Consider the following 14,707-nt stretch of genomic DNA (forward strand, 5'->3'; position numbering starts at 1 on the left):
CTTTACTCTTCGGCCACCAGATCCAGGTAGTCGTCGCTCCAGAGGTCCTCATCCCCGTCGGGCATGAGCAGTACCCGCTCAGGGTTGAGCGCCTTGACGGCCCCCTCGTCGTGGGTGACCAGCACGATGGCCCCCTTGTACTTGGCGATGGCCTTGAGTATCTCGTCGCGCGAAGCGGGGTCCAGGTTGTTGGTGGGCTCGTCCAGCAGCAGGACGTTGGCACGGCTGGTCACCAGGGTAGCCAGGGCCAGGCGGGTCTTCTCACCGCCCGAAAGCACCTTGGTGGGCTTCATGGCGTCGTCCCCTGAAAAGAGGAAGGTTCCCAGGATGGTCCGCGCCTGGGTGTTGTCCAGGTCCGGGGCCACATGCTGCAGGTTCTCCAGAACGGTGACATCGTTATCCAGGGTGTCGTGCTCCTGGGCGAAGTAGCCGATCTTGGCCCCATGCCCCAGGGTCACCTTGCCCGTGTCGGGCTGCTCGATGCCGGCCAGCAGGCGCAGCGTGGTGGTCTTGCCAGCGCCGTTGTACCCCAGGATGACCACCCGGGAGCCCTTGTCGATGGCCAGGTTGATGCCGGCGAAGACGATGTTGGAGCCGTAGGCCTTGGACAGATCCTCGGCCATGATGGGCGTGCGGCCGCAAGGAGCAGGATCCGGGAAGCGCAGGTCAGCCACCTTCTCGGCCTTCTCCGCCTCCTGGGTGTCGGCCAGCAGGCGTTGGGCGCGGCGCATCATGTTCTGAGCGGCCACGGCCTTGGTGGCCTTGGCGTGCAGGCGAATGCCCTGCCGCATCAGACGGTCGGCCTTCTTCTCGGCCACCTCCCGCTCGCGGCGTCGGCGCTCCTCGTCCACCACCCGCTGGCGCAGGTAGGCCTTCCATCCCATGGTGTACATGTCGATGCAGGAACGCTGGGCATCCAGGTGCCAGATGCGGTTGACGGTCTCGTCCAGCAGCTCGGTGGAGTGGGAGATGATCAGGAAGCCGCCCTCGAACCGGCGCAGGTATCCCTTGAGCCATTCGATGGAGTCGGCATCCAAATGGTTGGTGGGCTCGTCCAAAATCAGGGTGTCAGCGTCGGAGAAGAGGATTCTGGCCAGCTCGACCCGTCGGCGCTGACCGCCGGAGAGGGTGCCCAGTGCCTGCTGCAGGGTCTCCTGGCTCAGCCCCAGGCTCTCACCCATGACGATGGCCTGCGATTGGGCCGCATAGCCCCCGGCATTCTCGAAGTCCTGTTGGGCCTTGTCGTAGCGCTTCATGGCCTTTTCCATGACCTTGGGATCGGGACTGGTCATCTCGGTCTCGGCCTTGCGCATCCGCTGGATGATGGATGCGATGTCTCTGGCGCTCATGACCCGGTCCAGGGCGCTCTGCTCGGAGTCACCTGCATGGGTGGACTGGGGCAGGTATCCCAGCTGTCCGGTCACCCGCACCTTGCCGGCCGAGGGGAGCATGTCGCCGGTGATGACCCGGGTCAGCGTGGTCTTGCCTGCGCCGTTGCGGCCCACCAGGCCGATCCGGTCGCCCTTGGTCACGTGGAAGTCGGTGGCTTGCAGCAGTAGTCGGGCACCTATCCGGATCTCAAGTCCCTGCGCCTCAATAGCCATGCCGCCTCCGACCCCACTTTCCTCATGGATTCAAAACTTGCAAGGAATCATGGTAGCAAGAAGCAAGCCCCGCCAGTGCGTCTCGGCTGACGGGGCAATGGATGCATCATGGATGGATCAGCGGCGGACCACCCTGAACTTGTTCCAGGGGAAGTAGACCAGGAAGGCGCCTACGGCGGTCAGCGCGATGACCAGCACACCCATGGCGGCCGCGAAGGAGAAGATCCTGATGCCGATGCCCAGGCAGGCCCAGATGACCACCAGGCCGAAGACCCAGTCCTTGCCATGCCTGTTCATCAGATAAGCGACGGCCAGGAGGGCGCCGACCACAATAATGGTGGCGAATCCCTGGACGGCACTGCCGACCTTGTGCCCGGCGACCACCATGTATCCGGCGTTGACCAGGGTGGCCACGCTCAGCCAGCTGGCGTAGATGGACAGGGGAATCCAGTCCAGGGCCTTGGCTGCGGTGGGGGTTCCGGCCTTGGTGGCGTCCCTGCGTACCAGGGCGTAGAGCATCCAGGTCAGTACGGTCAGAATCAGGATGATGACCAGGGCCCAGAAGTTGCGTTCCATGTGCCACAGGGCCAGCCAGGCGATGTTCAGGCAGCAGGTGGCCACGAAGAGCAGTCCGCTCAGTGTAAAGGGCAGGAAGCCCAGACGTTTGCGGCTGGGACCTGCCAGGCAGAAGCGGAAGAGCCAGATGGCCAGGGCGATGTAGATGACCCCCCAGATGGCGAAGACATAGCCGGCGGGCATGATCCACAGATCGACCTTGCGAGCCAGACCGCCCACGGTCGTGCCATTGAAATGGTAGACCTCCGCATAGCCGTTGAAGCCCACCATGGCCACCCAGGCCACCCACAGCAGGATGTCCTCGAAGAGCTTCCAGCCGCGTCCCTTGGAGGATTCCTGCTCCTTCTCAGGCTGACCCTGCCTTTTGGTCTGATTTGATTCCTGTGCTGCCTCAGTGCTGCTGTTATCAGAGTGTTTCTCGCCTCTATTGGCGGTCTCATTGGCGCTGGTTTTTTCAGTCGATGACTTCTTCGACGAGTCACCAGACTGCTTGGCTGCGGCACTTGAAGACGATGAACCTGAGCTAGACGAATTTGAAGTCGACGCACTAGAAGATGCTGAACTCTCATTCCTCGAACTCCGGGCTGCCGATGACGAGCCCGAGGTTGATTGGTTGCCCTGCATGGCAGGGGAGGTGCGCTTGGCCCTCTCGACCGGGTCCTCATCGTCGGTCCAGAGTCTGCGCGGATTGTCCTTGTCAGTCATGGCACATGCTTCCTCTCCTTGCCGGTCGCAACCATACTGCCGCCATGGGGATGGCCCCGGGCATGGGCCCGACCGGCCTCTATTCCAACTTTAAAGCGGCCCGCCTGGCTCAGTGGTATTGACCACCCGGTCTGGGTGACCGCCGGTGCTAGCCTGAAGCCAAATACTGGAGAGGGGAGTGTGAAGTGGCCGAACCTTTATATCGATGCGACTGGGCTCGGGTGGACGATCCGCTCATGCGCAGCTACCACGACCACGAGTGGGGCCGCCCCCTGCACGGTTCCCAGAGGCTCTTCGCCATGCTCTCCCTGGAGATATTCCAGTGCGGGCTCAGCTGGCAGCTGGTCCTGCACCGTCGCCAGGCCCTCTTCAAGGATTTCGAGAAGTTCGATATCCAAGCGGTCGCTGCTTTCGACGCCGACCGCATAGACCGACTCATGGCCGACCCGGCCATCATCCGCAATAGACGAAAAATCGAAGCCACGGTCGCCAATGCCGCCCTGATCGCCCGCCAATTTCCCGGGGAGGCATTCGACCGCTACTGCTGGTCCTTCACCGGCGGGCTGACCATCAACCACGACTACCCGGACGATCCGTCCATACCGCGCTACGACCACCTGTCGGCCATCGTCTGCAAGGATATGCGCGACCTGGGTCTGCGATTCCTTGGACCGGTGACCGTCCACTCCTTCCTGCAGGCGGCCGGCATGATCAACGACCACCAGCACGACTGTTTCCTCAACGGCTGCAGCCTCCCGACCCTGGATCCGCCCGCCCCGACCATCTAAGCCATCATCGAACACCTGTTCGAATTATTCGGCCCCGGCGATAGTATGGTCAGGCTTTGGCCTCAGCCTTGGCCATGGGTCTTCAGGGAAGCGGATGGGAAGCACGTGAAGCAGCAGAACAAGCCTAAGTCGACAGTGGACGCGGCCATCGAAAACCCGCGCATGATCGAATCCAAGGGGTCCCTGGTGGCGGACCTGTCCATGGTGCCCAACGACCGCAAGATCGTCATCCAGGGCGCCCGGGCCCACAACCTCAAGAATGTCAACCTGTCCATACCCCGCAACCGGATGGTGGTCTTCACCGGCCTGTCAGGCTCCGGCAAGTCCTCCCTGGCCTTCGACACCCTCTTCGCCGAGGGTCAGCGCCGCTACGTGGAGTCCCTCTCCGCCTATGCCCGCCAGTTCCTGGGCCAGATGGACAAGCCCGACGTGGACTTCATCGAGGGCCTGAGCCCGGCCGTCTCCATCGACCAGAAGACCACCAACCGCAACCCCCGGTCCACCGTGGGCACCATCACCGAGGTCTACGACTACCTGCGCCTGCTCTTCGCCAGGACCGGCATTCCCCACTGCCCGGTCTGCGGGGCCGAGGTGCGCGCCCAGTCGCCGCAGCAGATTGTCGACACCCTCATGTCCAGGCCGGAGGGGACCCGCTTCCAGCTGCTGGCCCCCATCGTCAAGGGCCGCAAGGGCGAGTTCGTGGAGACCCTGGAGCTCCTGCGCTCCGACGGCTACTCCCGGGCCATCATCGACGGGGACATGCACCAGCTGTCCGACTCCATCAAGCTGACCAAGCAGAAGAAGCACACCATCGAGGTGGTGGTGGACCGGCTGGTCATCCGCGAGGGCATGCGCCAGCGGCTGACCGACTCCGTGGAGACCGCCCTGCGCTTGGCCAAGGGCACCGTGGTGGCCGACTTCGTGGATCTGGATGCCAAGGACCCCGAGCGTCGCCAGCCCTTCTCCGAGAAGCGGTCCTGCCCCAACGGCCACGAGCTGGAGCTGGACGAGATCGAACCCAGGACCTTCTCCTTCAACGCCCCCTACGGAGCCTGCCCAGCCTGCACCGGTCTGGGATTCAACCTGGAGATCGACCCCGAGCTGGTGGTGCCCGACCCGGAGAAGAGCCTCAAGGACGGGGCCGTGGAGCCCTGGAGCGGCACCAAGAGCCAGCAGCGCTTCTATGGCCACCTGCTGGACGGTTTGGCCAAGGAGATGGGCTTCTCCACCTCGACCCCCTGGAAGGATCTGCCCGAGGAGGTCCGTCACGCCGTCATGTACGGGCACGACTTCAAGGTGGACGTCTCCTACCGGAACCGCTGGGGCCGCCTGCGCGAGTACACCACCGGGTTCGAGGGCGTGGTCCGCACCCTGATGCGTCGCCACGACGAGACCGACTCGCAGCCCATGAAGCAGTACTACGAGTCCTACATGCGCGAGGTGCCCTGCCAGGTCTGCCAGGGCAAGCGCCTGAAGCCAGAAGTCCTGGCCGTTACTGTTGACGGCCTGTCCATCGCCCAGGTCTGCGACATGGCCGTGTCCGCCAGCCTGAAGTGGATTGAGGGCCTGCATATGGAGGGCGCCCAGGCCAAGATCGCCGGGGAGGTCCTCAAGGAGATTCGTGCCCGTCTGCGCTTCCTCAACGACGTGGGCCTGAACTATCTGACCCTTTCCAGGGCTGCAGCCACCCTCTCCGGCGGCGAGGCCCAGCGCATTCGTCTGGCCACTCAGATTGGCTCCGGCTTGGTGGGCGTCATGTATGTGCTGGACGAGCCCTCCATCGGCCTGCACCAGCGGGACAACGACCGGCTGATCAAGACCCTGCAGCGGCTGCGCGACCTGGGCAACACCCTGATTGTGGTCGAACACGACGAGGACACCATCCGCCAGGCAGACTGGCTGGTCGACATCGGCCCGGGGGCCGGCGAGCATGGCGGGGAGGTCATCTTCTCTGGGCGTTCGCAGGACCTGGTCAAGGCCTCCCGCTCCATCACCGCCGACTACCTCGCCGGACGCCGGTCCATCGAGGTGCCTAAACGCCGCCGCAAGACCAACAGGACCCGCCAACTGACCGTGGTGGGGGCACGCGAGAACAACCTGAAGAACCTCAAGGTCTCCTTCCCGCTGGGGGTCATGACCCTGGTCACCGGCGTCTCCGGCTCCGGCAAGTCCACCCTGGTCAACTCCATCCTCTATCCGGTGCTGGCCGACCAGCTCAACAACGCCCGCATCGTGCCCGGCAAGCACACCAGGGTGGAGGGCGTGGACCAGGTGCGCAAGGTCATCCACGTGGATCAGAACCCCATCGGCCGCACCCCGCGCTCCAACCCGGCCACCTACACCGGCGTCTGGGACAAGATCCGCCAGCTTTTCGCCAAGACCCCCGAGGCCCAGGTGCGCGGCTACGGGCCAGGCCGATTCTCCTTCAACGTCAAGGGCGGCCGCTGTGAGACCTGCCACGGTGACGGAACCATCAAGATCGAGATGAACTTCCTGCCCGACGTCTACGTCCAGTGCGAGACCTGCCACGGCAAGCGCTACAACAGGGAGACCCTTGAGGTCACCTATAATGGCAAGACCGTCTCGGATGTGCTGGACATGCCCATCGAGGAGGCCGCCCACTTCTTCAAGGCCTATCCCTCCATCGCCCGCTACCTGGACACCCTGGTAGACGTGGGCCTGGGCTACATCCGCCTGGGCCAGCCGGCTCCCACCCTGTCCGGAGGCGAGTCCCAGAGAGTCAAGCTGGCCACCGAGCTGCAGCGGCGCTCCGACGGCAAGACCGTCTACATCCTGGACGAGCCCACCACGGGCCTGCACTTCGAGGATGTCCGCAAGCTGCTCAAGGTCCTGCACGGCCTGGTCGACAAGGGCAACACGGTCATCGTCATCGAACACAACCTGGATGTGATCAAGACCGCCGACTGGATCATCGACCTGGGACCCGAGGGCGGCGACGGCGGTGGCACCGTGGTGGCCCAGGGCACCCCTGAGCAGGTGGCCGCCAATCCGAACAGCTGGACCGGCAAGTACTTGAAGCCCATGCTGGATCCCGCCAAGGTAGCCAAGGCCACCCGATCATGACCCGTAGCTGCTTCGAGCGGCACACGCCGCAGGTATGGCGACGCACCGCCCAAGCCCTGGAGGAGGAGTCCGCCACCGGCACCACGACAGGCGTCAACAAGAACGGCGCACCCCTGCTGGGCGACAGCCGGGACCTCTTCCGTCCCAAGACCTCGGACATTCCCACTCAGCCGGGGGTCTACAAGTGGCGGGACGGCGACGGCCGGGTCATCTACGTGGGCAAGGCCAAGAACCTGCGCAACCGTCTGACCAACTACTTCCAGCCCCTGGAGAACCTGCACCCGCGCACCCAGACCATGGTGCTGACGGCCCGGAGCCTGGAGTGGACCGTGGTGGGTACCGACCTGGAGTCCCTGACCCTGGAATACACCTGGATCAAGGAGTTCGATCCCCGCTTCAACGTCAAGCTGCGGGACGACAAGACCTACCCCTACCTGGCTGTATCCGTGGGGGAGGAGTTCCCCCGGGTATGGATGACCCGCGTGCGCAAACGGCACGACACCCGCTACTTCGGCCCCTATGCCAAGGTCTGGGACATGAAGCACACCCTGGATGCCCTGCTCAAGACCTACCCGGTGCGTACCTGCACCCCTGGCGTCTTCCGCAAGGCCAAGCTCAGCGGCCGTCCCTGCCTGCTGGCCTCCATCGGCAAGTGCTCGGCCCCCTGTGTGGGCCGGATCAGCGCCAGCGACCATCGTCGTCTGTGTACGGAGCTGACCGGGGTCATCACCGGCAGGCTGGGCAAGAGCTACCGGGCCGGACTGACCAGGAGCATGCAGAAGGCCAGCGAGGATCTGGACTTCGAGAAGGCCGCCCGCCTGCGCGACCAGATCGCCATGCTGGACACGGTCATCGAGCAGAATGCCGTGGCCTTCGCCTCCAACGTGGATGTGGACGTCTTTGGCGTGGCCTCGGACGAACTGGAGGCCTCGGTCCACGCCTTCTTCGTGCGCTCAGGGGCCATCCGCGGCGAACGCAACTGGAGCGTGGAGCGGGTCGAGGACGTCTCCGACAGCGAGCTGATCAGCGACCTCTTGGTGCAGGTCTACTCGGACCTGATGAATGAGAACGATAGCGAGCTGCACAAGCTGCCCGGAGAGTCGGATACCCCTGTCTCCATCAGCCAGGACCGGGATGCCATGGGCTCCACCCAGAAGGTCACAGCTCTGGATGCCGAGGCCCGGGCCAAGGCCACCAGGAGCCGGCACCGCCATCAGGATCAGACCGGACGTGCCGACCTGCTGGCCCCCATCTCGCCGGTGCCTCCCGAGGTCATTGTTCCCATCCAGCCGGATCGGACCGGTGACCTGCAGGAGTGGCTGCGGGAGCTGCGCGGATCCGCAGTGATCATCCGTGTAGCCAGCCGGGGCGAAAAGAAGTCCTTGATGGACCGGGCCAACGCCAACGCCCGCCAGGCCCTCCAGCGCAGCAAGCTCAGCCGCATGAGCGACATGGGCACCCGCACCCAGGCCATGAACGACGTGGCCAAGGCCCTTGGGCTGGACCGTGCCCCGCTGCGCATCGAGTGCTACGACATCTCCAACACCGTGGGCGGCCAGTTCCAGGTGGCCTCCATGGTGGTCTTCGAGGATGCTGTCCCCAAGAAGTCCGAGTACCGCCGGTTCGCCATCCGCGGTGAGGACGGCAAGGGCGCCGTGGACGATATGAGCGCCATCTACGAGACCCTGACCCGGCGCTTCCGTCACGGTAACATCGCCGGCGACAGCGGCGACAGCATGGAGGCCGAGCGAAAGGCCAGCGACAAGGCACCCGAATTGGTGGAGCAGGAGGAGGGGGCCATCGTCCAGCAGAACACCGCCGCCCGCCACTTCGCCTACAAGCCCAACCTGGTCGTGGTCGATGGCGGCAAACCCCAGGTGACAGCTGCGGCCCGGGCCCTGCACGACTGTGGTGTGGACGATGTGGCCCTGTGCGGGCTGGCCAAGCGCCTGGAGGAGGTCTGGGTGCCTGACGACGACTATCCCATCATCCTCAAGCGCCAGTCCGAGGGCATGTACCTACTGCAGCGGGTGCGCGACGAATCCCACCGGTTCGCTATCACCTACCACCGGCAGACCCGGCGCAAGGGTGCCCTCCGGTCGGCCCTGGATGAGATTCCGGGCATCGGCCCCGCCTATCAGAAGAAGCTGCTCAATCATTTTGGGTCGGTCAAGCGCATGCGTCAGGCCTCCCAGGAGGAGCTGGAGGCCGTCAAGGGCATCGGCTCAGCCAAGGCCGAGGCCATCTACCAGGCCCTCCACAGTGACCAAGATCAGACCGGGGACAGCCAGCGATAAAATGGCTCAGAAGGCTGGCAGAAGGCCATGCCCTGATCTTGATTGGTGCGTGATTGCGGATATGAATGGACCTGATCGTCGTTGTGCCGTCCTGGGCGACCCCATCAGCCATTCCCTTTCACCCCTCCTGCATCGCTCAGCCTATGCCGCACTGGGCCTGGACGGCTGGCGTTACGACCGTGTGCGCATGGACGCCGATGGTCTGGCGGACTTTATCCACGGCCTTGACCCGTCCTGGGCCGGTCTCAGCCTGACCATGCCCTTGAAGAGTGCCGTTGGCCCCTTGGGAGATTTTTGTGACTGCTGGTCTAAGACCCTGGGAGTGGCCAACACAGCAGTCTTTGCACAGGGCGGCCCAGCCAAGGGTCTGTCCCTGTACAACACCGACGTGGAGGGAATCGTGGCAGCTCTGCTGGAGGCTGCCGACCGTTGCAGGGCTGACGAAGATCCTCACGATCTGACCGCCCTGCTTGAGGCAGCCGGTCAGGGACGGCAAGACCGGCTTCCCGACCAACCGTATGGGGGAGCGAGATCCCTGGTCATCGGCAACGGGAACACCGCCGAGTCCGCCTTCTGTGCCTTGAAGGTGCTAGGAGTTGAGCGTGTGGACCTGCTGGCCCGCAGCCCGGAGCACTGTGACCACATGCTGGACCTTGCCTCCCGGCTGGGTCTGCCCGAGCCAACCGTCACCGCCATGGACGAGACAGAGGCAGCCGAAAGGGCCCTGACCAGGGCCGATATTGTCGTCTCCACCCTGCCTTCGGGTGCAGCTGACCACCTAGCTGATCTGATCAGTACCGCTGATGACGACGGGCGCTTGGGCCCAGTCCTACTGGATGTGGTCTATGATCCCCGGCCCACTCCGCTCATGAAGGCTTTCCGCCGCCAGCCAGGTGCACGGACCATCAGCGGCGAACGAATGCTGCTCTATCAAGCCGTGCGTCAGGTGGCGCTGATGACCGGCCGACCCCTGGCCGCTGTTCCGGTGGCCGCCATGGACCGAGCCTTGAGGGAGGCATGACGATGACGACGGAAAAACCGCCCTTCGCAGGCTTTGAGGTACTGCTGATCACAGGCATGTCCGGCGCAGGCCGCTCCCGCGCCGCCGACTCCATGGAGGACATGGGCTGGTATGTGGTCGACAACATGCCCCCGCGCCTGCTGGTGCCCCTGGTCGACATGATGACCTCGGCCGGAAGCTCTCTGCACCGCCTGGCCGCCGTCATCGACGTCCGGTCCCGCTCCTACTTCGACGACCTGTCCGCCGTGCTCAGCCACCTGGACGACCTGGGTGTGCGTTGCCGCATCCTCTTTTTGGATGCCTCTGATCAGGTGCTGGTCAAGCGCTATGAATCCGTCCGCCGACCCCACCCCCTGCAGGGCTCGGGCCGTCTGATCGACGGCATCCAGGAGGAGCGCCGCCTGCTGAGCGGACTCAAGGAGCGTGCCGACATGGTCATCGACACCTCCAACCTGAGCATCCATCAGCTGTCCACCCGCCTCTACGAAATGGTCCTGGGCTCCGGTCCGACCACCGTGGGCGTGCACATCATGAGCTTCGGCTTCAAGTACGGCCTGCCCATCGATGCCGACTTCGTGGCCGACGTGCGCTTCCTGCCCAACCCTTACTGGGTTCCCGAGCTGCGGGACCTGAACGGCCATGACGGCCCGGTTCGGGACTATGTGATGGCCAGCGAGGGCGCCAAGGAGTTCCTGGATGCCTACACCACCGCCATTCTGACTGCGCTCAGCGGCTATGCACGCGAGGACAAGCACTATGTGACCATCGCCTTTGGCTGCACCGGCGGACAACACCGCTCAGTAGCCATGGCCGACGCTCTGGCCGCCCGATTGCGGTCCCGGGGAATGGAGGTGACCGTCTCGGCCCGCGAGCTGCCGCACCGTTCCCGCGGATAGCCAAAGGCGCAATTTGTCCAAGATATTCGGTATCACAGTAATCCGGTGGTCGGCACGGCAGGTGTGTCGCGCGGCCAAGAAGTATTCATTTTTCAGTATTTTTTCGTAGGAGGACGGCTCTTGGCCCTACTTGATGATGTCAAAAGCGAGCTGGCCGCGATTGACAACGAACCCCCCTCTGCCAAGAAAGCACAATCGGCGGCTATGATCCGCTTCGGCGGCGGTCTGCACATCATTCAGCGTCACATTGTGGTGGAAGCGCAATTCGACTCCCTGCCGGCAGCGCAGTGGTTGCAGAACACCATCAGGGACGTCTACGGCCATGATTCCGATCTGATCCAGGTCAAGCGTCAGGCCCCCACCGGCAACCTGACCCGCTACTCGGTCCGTGTGCTGCGGGCAGGTGGCGCCCTGGCCCTGCAGACCGGTCTGCTGGATCGCCGTAAGCATCCGGTTCGCGGTCTTCCCGCCGACATCGTCTCCGGCAACATCGCCCAGGTCAAGGCCGCATGGCGAGGAGCCTTCCTGGCCCATGGCGAGCTGTCCGACCCGGGCAAGGCCTCCTACCTGGAGATCGTCTGCCCCGGATCCGAGGCCGCCCTGGCATTGGTGGGCGCCGCCCGCCGTCTGGGCATCAACGCCAAGGCCCGCCAGGTGCGCAGCTCCGAGCGCGTCACCCTGCGTGACCCGGACGTCATCGAACGCATGCTCAACCTGATGGGCGCCCCTAAGTCCTCCCGTGAGTGGACCGGCAAGCGCAGCGATGGGGAGTCCCGCGGCAAGGCCAACCGCCTGGCCAACTTCGACGATGCCAATATGCGCCGGTCGGCCAAGGCTGCCGTCGAGGCCAGCGCCAAGGTCACCAAAGCCTTCGAAATCCTTGGCGACGACATACCTGAGAATCTGCGTGCGGCCGGCCAGCTTCGTCTGGATCACCGTGAGGCCTCCCTTGAAGAGTTGGGCCGCCTTGCCGACCCACCGGTCACCAAGGATGCCATCGCCGGACGTATCCGCCGTCTGCTGCAGCTGGCCACCAAAGTCGAAAAGAAGAAGACCGAGGAACTGGCCAAACAAGAGTGAGATAGCTCACACAGGTCGGTCTGCCTGAGTACCATGGCAGGGGAGCGGGCGCATTGACCCGCGGTCAGAAAGGATACGCATGAAAACACTGAATAGCCTCGGTGATCTCAAGGGCAAGCGCGTGCTCGTCCGCGCGGACTTTAACGTGCCGCTGGACGGCACCACCATTACGGACGACGGCCGCATCCGCGCCGCCTTGCCGACAATCAAGCAGCTTCGTGACCAGGGCGCCAAGGTTATCCTCATGGCCCACCTGGGTCGACCCAAGGGCAAGGTCGTTCCCGAGCTGAGCCTGGCCCCCGTGGCCGCTCGCCTCAGCGAGCTGCTGGGCGTGCAGGTTCCTCTGGCTGAGGACACCTATGGCCCAGATGCCCATGCCAAGGTGGCCGCCATGAACGACGGCGACGTGGTTCTGCTGCAGAACGTGCGCTACAACCCCGAGGAGACCAGCAAGGACGAGGCCGAGCGTGACGCCTACGCCCGCAAGATCGCCGACCTGGGCGACGTCTTCGTCTCAGACGGCTTCGGTGTAGTCCACCGCGCCCAGGGCTCAAACTACTCCGTGGCCAAGTTCCTGCCCTCCGCAGCAGGCCTGCTGGTCGAGAAGGAAGTCAAGGCACTATCCAAGGCGACCGAGAATCCCGACCGGCCCTTCACTGTGGTCTTGGGCGGCTCCAAGGTCTCTGACAAGCTGGGCGTCATCGAGAACCTGCTCAGCAAGGCCGACCGTCTGGTCATCGGTGGCGGCATGGTCTTCACCTTCCTCAAGGCTGAGGGTTATGAGGTGGGCTCCTCCCTGCTGGAAGAGGATCAGGTCGACACTGTCAAGGGCTACATTGCCACTGCACGCGAGAAAGGCGTGGAGCTCGTCCTGCCCACCGACATCGTGGTGGCTGACGAGTTCAAGGCGGATTCACCCCACCAGGTGGTTCCCGCCGATGGCATCCCTGCAGACAAGATGGGTCTGGACATCGGCCCTGACTCCCAGAAGCTCTTCCATGACAAGATCGTGGACTCCAAGACCGTGGTCTGGAATGGACCCATGGGCGTCTTCGAGTTCCCGGCATTCGCCGATGGCACCCGGGCTGTGGCCCAGGGCCTGGTCGATGCCACTAAGGCTGGAGCCTTCACCATCGTCGGTGGCGGCGACTCTGCCTCGGCCGTGCGCAACCTCGGCTTCCCTGAGGACGGCTTCTCGCACATTTCCACCGGTGGCGGTGCCTCGCTGGAGTTCCTTGAGGGCAAGGAGCTTCCGGGTCTGAAGGTGCTGGAGTAAAATCGGCAGACAGGCGGGCAATGCCGGGTCACCGGGTTTCGCATCCGGCGGCCCGGCATTGCTGTTGGTACGCGGATGGAAAGGTCTGGTATGGCACGCATTCCCCTGGTGGCCGGCAATTGGAAGATGAATTTCGACCACCTGGAAGCCACCTATTTCGTGCAGAAGCTGGCCTGGCTCCTGCGCGACGCCCACTTCGACCGCAGGCGTTGCCAGGTGGCGCTGATGCCCGCCTTCACTGCCCTGCGCTCCGTCCAGGTGCTGGTGGAGGCCGACAACCTGCCCATCGAGTATGGGGCGCAGGCCGTCTCCGTCACCGCCCAGGGAGCCTTCACCGGGGATGTGTCCGCTGACATGCTGGCCCAGCTGGGCTGCAGCTACGTCATTGTGGGCCACTCCGAGCGACGCAAGTACCATCCCGAGGACGACGCCAACATCGTCGACCAGGTCCGTGCCGTCCTGGCTGCGGGCATGAAGCCCATCCTCTGCGTGGGGGAGAGCTACGAGGAGCGCCGCCAGGGCATCCAACTGGACTTCGCCGTGGGCCAGGTCAACGACGTCACCCGGGACCTGGCCAAGGAGGACATGGAAAACCTGATTGTGGCCTACGAACCGGTCTGGGCCATCGGCACCGGCATGGTGGCCACCCCGGACACCGCCCAACAGGCCGCCCGGGCCATCCGCGACCACATCTCAGGCAAGTTCGGAGAGCCTGCCGGCCAGGCCGTGCGCATCCTCTACGGTGGCTCGGTCACTTCCAAGAATGCCTCCCAGATGATCACCCAGCCGGACGTGGACGGCTTTCTGGTGGGCGGCGCCTCCCTGGACGTGGAGGAGTTCGCGCGGATCGTGCGACTGGCTGCCAAGGGTTGATGCGTTTTTCCCCGGGTATCTGTATACTTGTTCCCAGTTCCTTACATGGAGGTATGTGCCGTGACCATTGTCAAGATTGTGCTCGAAGTCGTTGTGATCCTCGCCAGCATACTGCTGACCATGCTGATTCTGCTGCACAAGGGCAAGGGCGGCGGCCTGTCCGATATGTTCGGCGGCGGAATCGGCTCCAACGCCGGCACCTCAGGTGCAGCCGAGAAGAACCTGAACCGGCTGACCATCATCGTGGCCCTAATCTGGGTGGCCATCATCATCGCCTTGGATCTCATTACCAAGTACAAGCTGGCCTGATTCCATCAGACAATACCTAAAATATTTGACCCCGGCATTGACCGGGGTTTTTGCATATCTGGACGACTTTAGTGCGGGCTCCTAGTCCTTGACTATTACCACAATATGTCATTCACAATGCACCGATAATCCAACGATTCAGCCGCCTGACGGATAGAGTAGAGAATGGTGTGCCCGACGAGCGGCGCATCACACAAT

Annotated in this window: 11 protein-coding genes; 9 read left to right on the forward strand and 2 right to left on the reverse strand. The window is 63.9% G+C overall.

The genetic code is table 11. The features are described 5' to 3' along the window. Positions 1–2: 2 nt before the first annotated feature. Positions 3–1,604: an ABC-F family ATP-binding cassette domain-containing protein gene (locus tag J3U06_RS04415; RefSeq protein WP_267399931.1), complete on the reverse strand. Its 1,602-nt coding sequence runs from the start codon at positions 1,602–1,604 to the stop codon at positions 3–5. 117 nt (positions 1,605–1,721) lie between these two features. Beyond that, positions 1,722–2,885 carry a TspO/MBR family protein gene (locus J3U06_RS04420; RefSeq protein ID WP_267444424.1) on the reverse strand — a complete coding sequence of 388 codons (1,164 nt, stop codon included), beginning with the start codon at positions 2,883–2,885 and terminating at the stop codon, positions 1,722–1,724. Between the two features lie 185 nt (positions 2,886–3,070). On the opposite strand from J3U06_RS04420, the gene J3U06_RS04425 reads away from it, so the two are divergent. The 9 genes from J3U06_RS04425 (at position 3,071) to secG (ending at position 14,509) form a co-directional block, all read left to right on the forward strand. Continuing rightward, positions 3,071–3,673: a DNA-3-methyladenine glycosylase I gene (locus J3U06_RS04425; protein WP_267444425.1), complete on the forward strand. Its 603-nt coding sequence runs from the start codon at positions 3,071–3,073 to the stop codon at positions 3,671–3,673. Between the two features lie 162 nt (positions 3,674–3,835). Further along, positions 3,836–6,757 (forward strand): excinuclease ABC subunit UvrA, encoded by a 2,922-nt coding sequence (gene uvrA, locus J3U06_RS04430; protein ID WP_267444453.1) that lies wholly within the window; start codon positions 3,836–3,838, stop codon positions 6,755–6,757. Beyond that, positions 6,754–9,054, forward strand: a complete 2,301-nt coding sequence (gene uvrC, locus J3U06_RS04435; protein ID WP_267444426.1) for an excinuclease ABC subunit UvrC — start codon at positions 6,754–6,756, stop codon at positions 9,052–9,054. Before uvrA ends, uvrC begins: the two co-directional genes overlap by 4 nt. Before the next feature lie 61 nt (positions 9,055–9,115). After that, positions 9,116–10,075, forward strand: a complete 960-nt coding sequence (locus J3U06_RS04440; RefSeq protein WP_267444427.1) for a shikimate dehydrogenase family protein — start codon at positions 9,116–9,118, stop codon at positions 10,073–10,075. 2 nt (positions 10,076–10,077) lie between these two features. Next, on the forward strand, positions 10,078–10,971 hold the full coding sequence (gene rapZ / locus J3U06_RS04445) for an RNase adapter RapZ (RefSeq protein WP_155804756.1): 894 nt from the start codon (positions 10,078–10,080) through the stop codon (positions 10,969–10,971). Positions 10,972–11,091: 120 nt separating this feature from the next. Further along, positions 11,092–12,051, forward strand: coding sequence for a DNA-binding protein WhiA (gene whiA / locus J3U06_RS04450; protein ID WP_267399937.1), 960 nt, complete (start codon positions 11,092–11,094; stop codon positions 12,049–12,051). 79 nt (positions 12,052–12,130) lie between these two features. Beyond that, complete coding sequence (locus J3U06_RS04455) at positions 12,131–13,327, forward strand: phosphoglycerate kinase (protein ID WP_267399938.1); 1,197 nt, start codon at positions 12,131–12,133, stop codon at positions 13,325–13,327. A gap of 90 nt (positions 13,328–13,417) precedes the next feature. Next, positions 13,418–14,200 carry a triose-phosphate isomerase gene (gene tpiA / locus J3U06_RS04460; RefSeq protein ID WP_024628060.1) on the forward strand — a complete coding sequence of 261 codons (783 nt, stop codon included), beginning with the start codon at positions 13,418–13,420 and terminating at the stop codon, positions 14,198–14,200. A 60-nt stretch (positions 14,201–14,260) separates the two neighbouring features. Next, the gene (gene secG, locus J3U06_RS04465) at positions 14,261–14,509 is read left to right on the forward strand and encodes a preprotein translocase subunit SecG (RefSeq protein WP_101432389.1); all 249 of its coding nucleotides are present in this window, start codon (positions 14,261–14,263) and stop codon (positions 14,507–14,509) included. Positions 14,510–14,707: the final 198 nt, after the last annotated feature.

Source organism: Bifidobacterium sp. B4142, assembly GCF_026537325.1.
Lineage (GTDB): Bacteria > Actinomycetota > Actinomycetes > Actinomycetales > Bifidobacteriaceae > Bombiscardovia.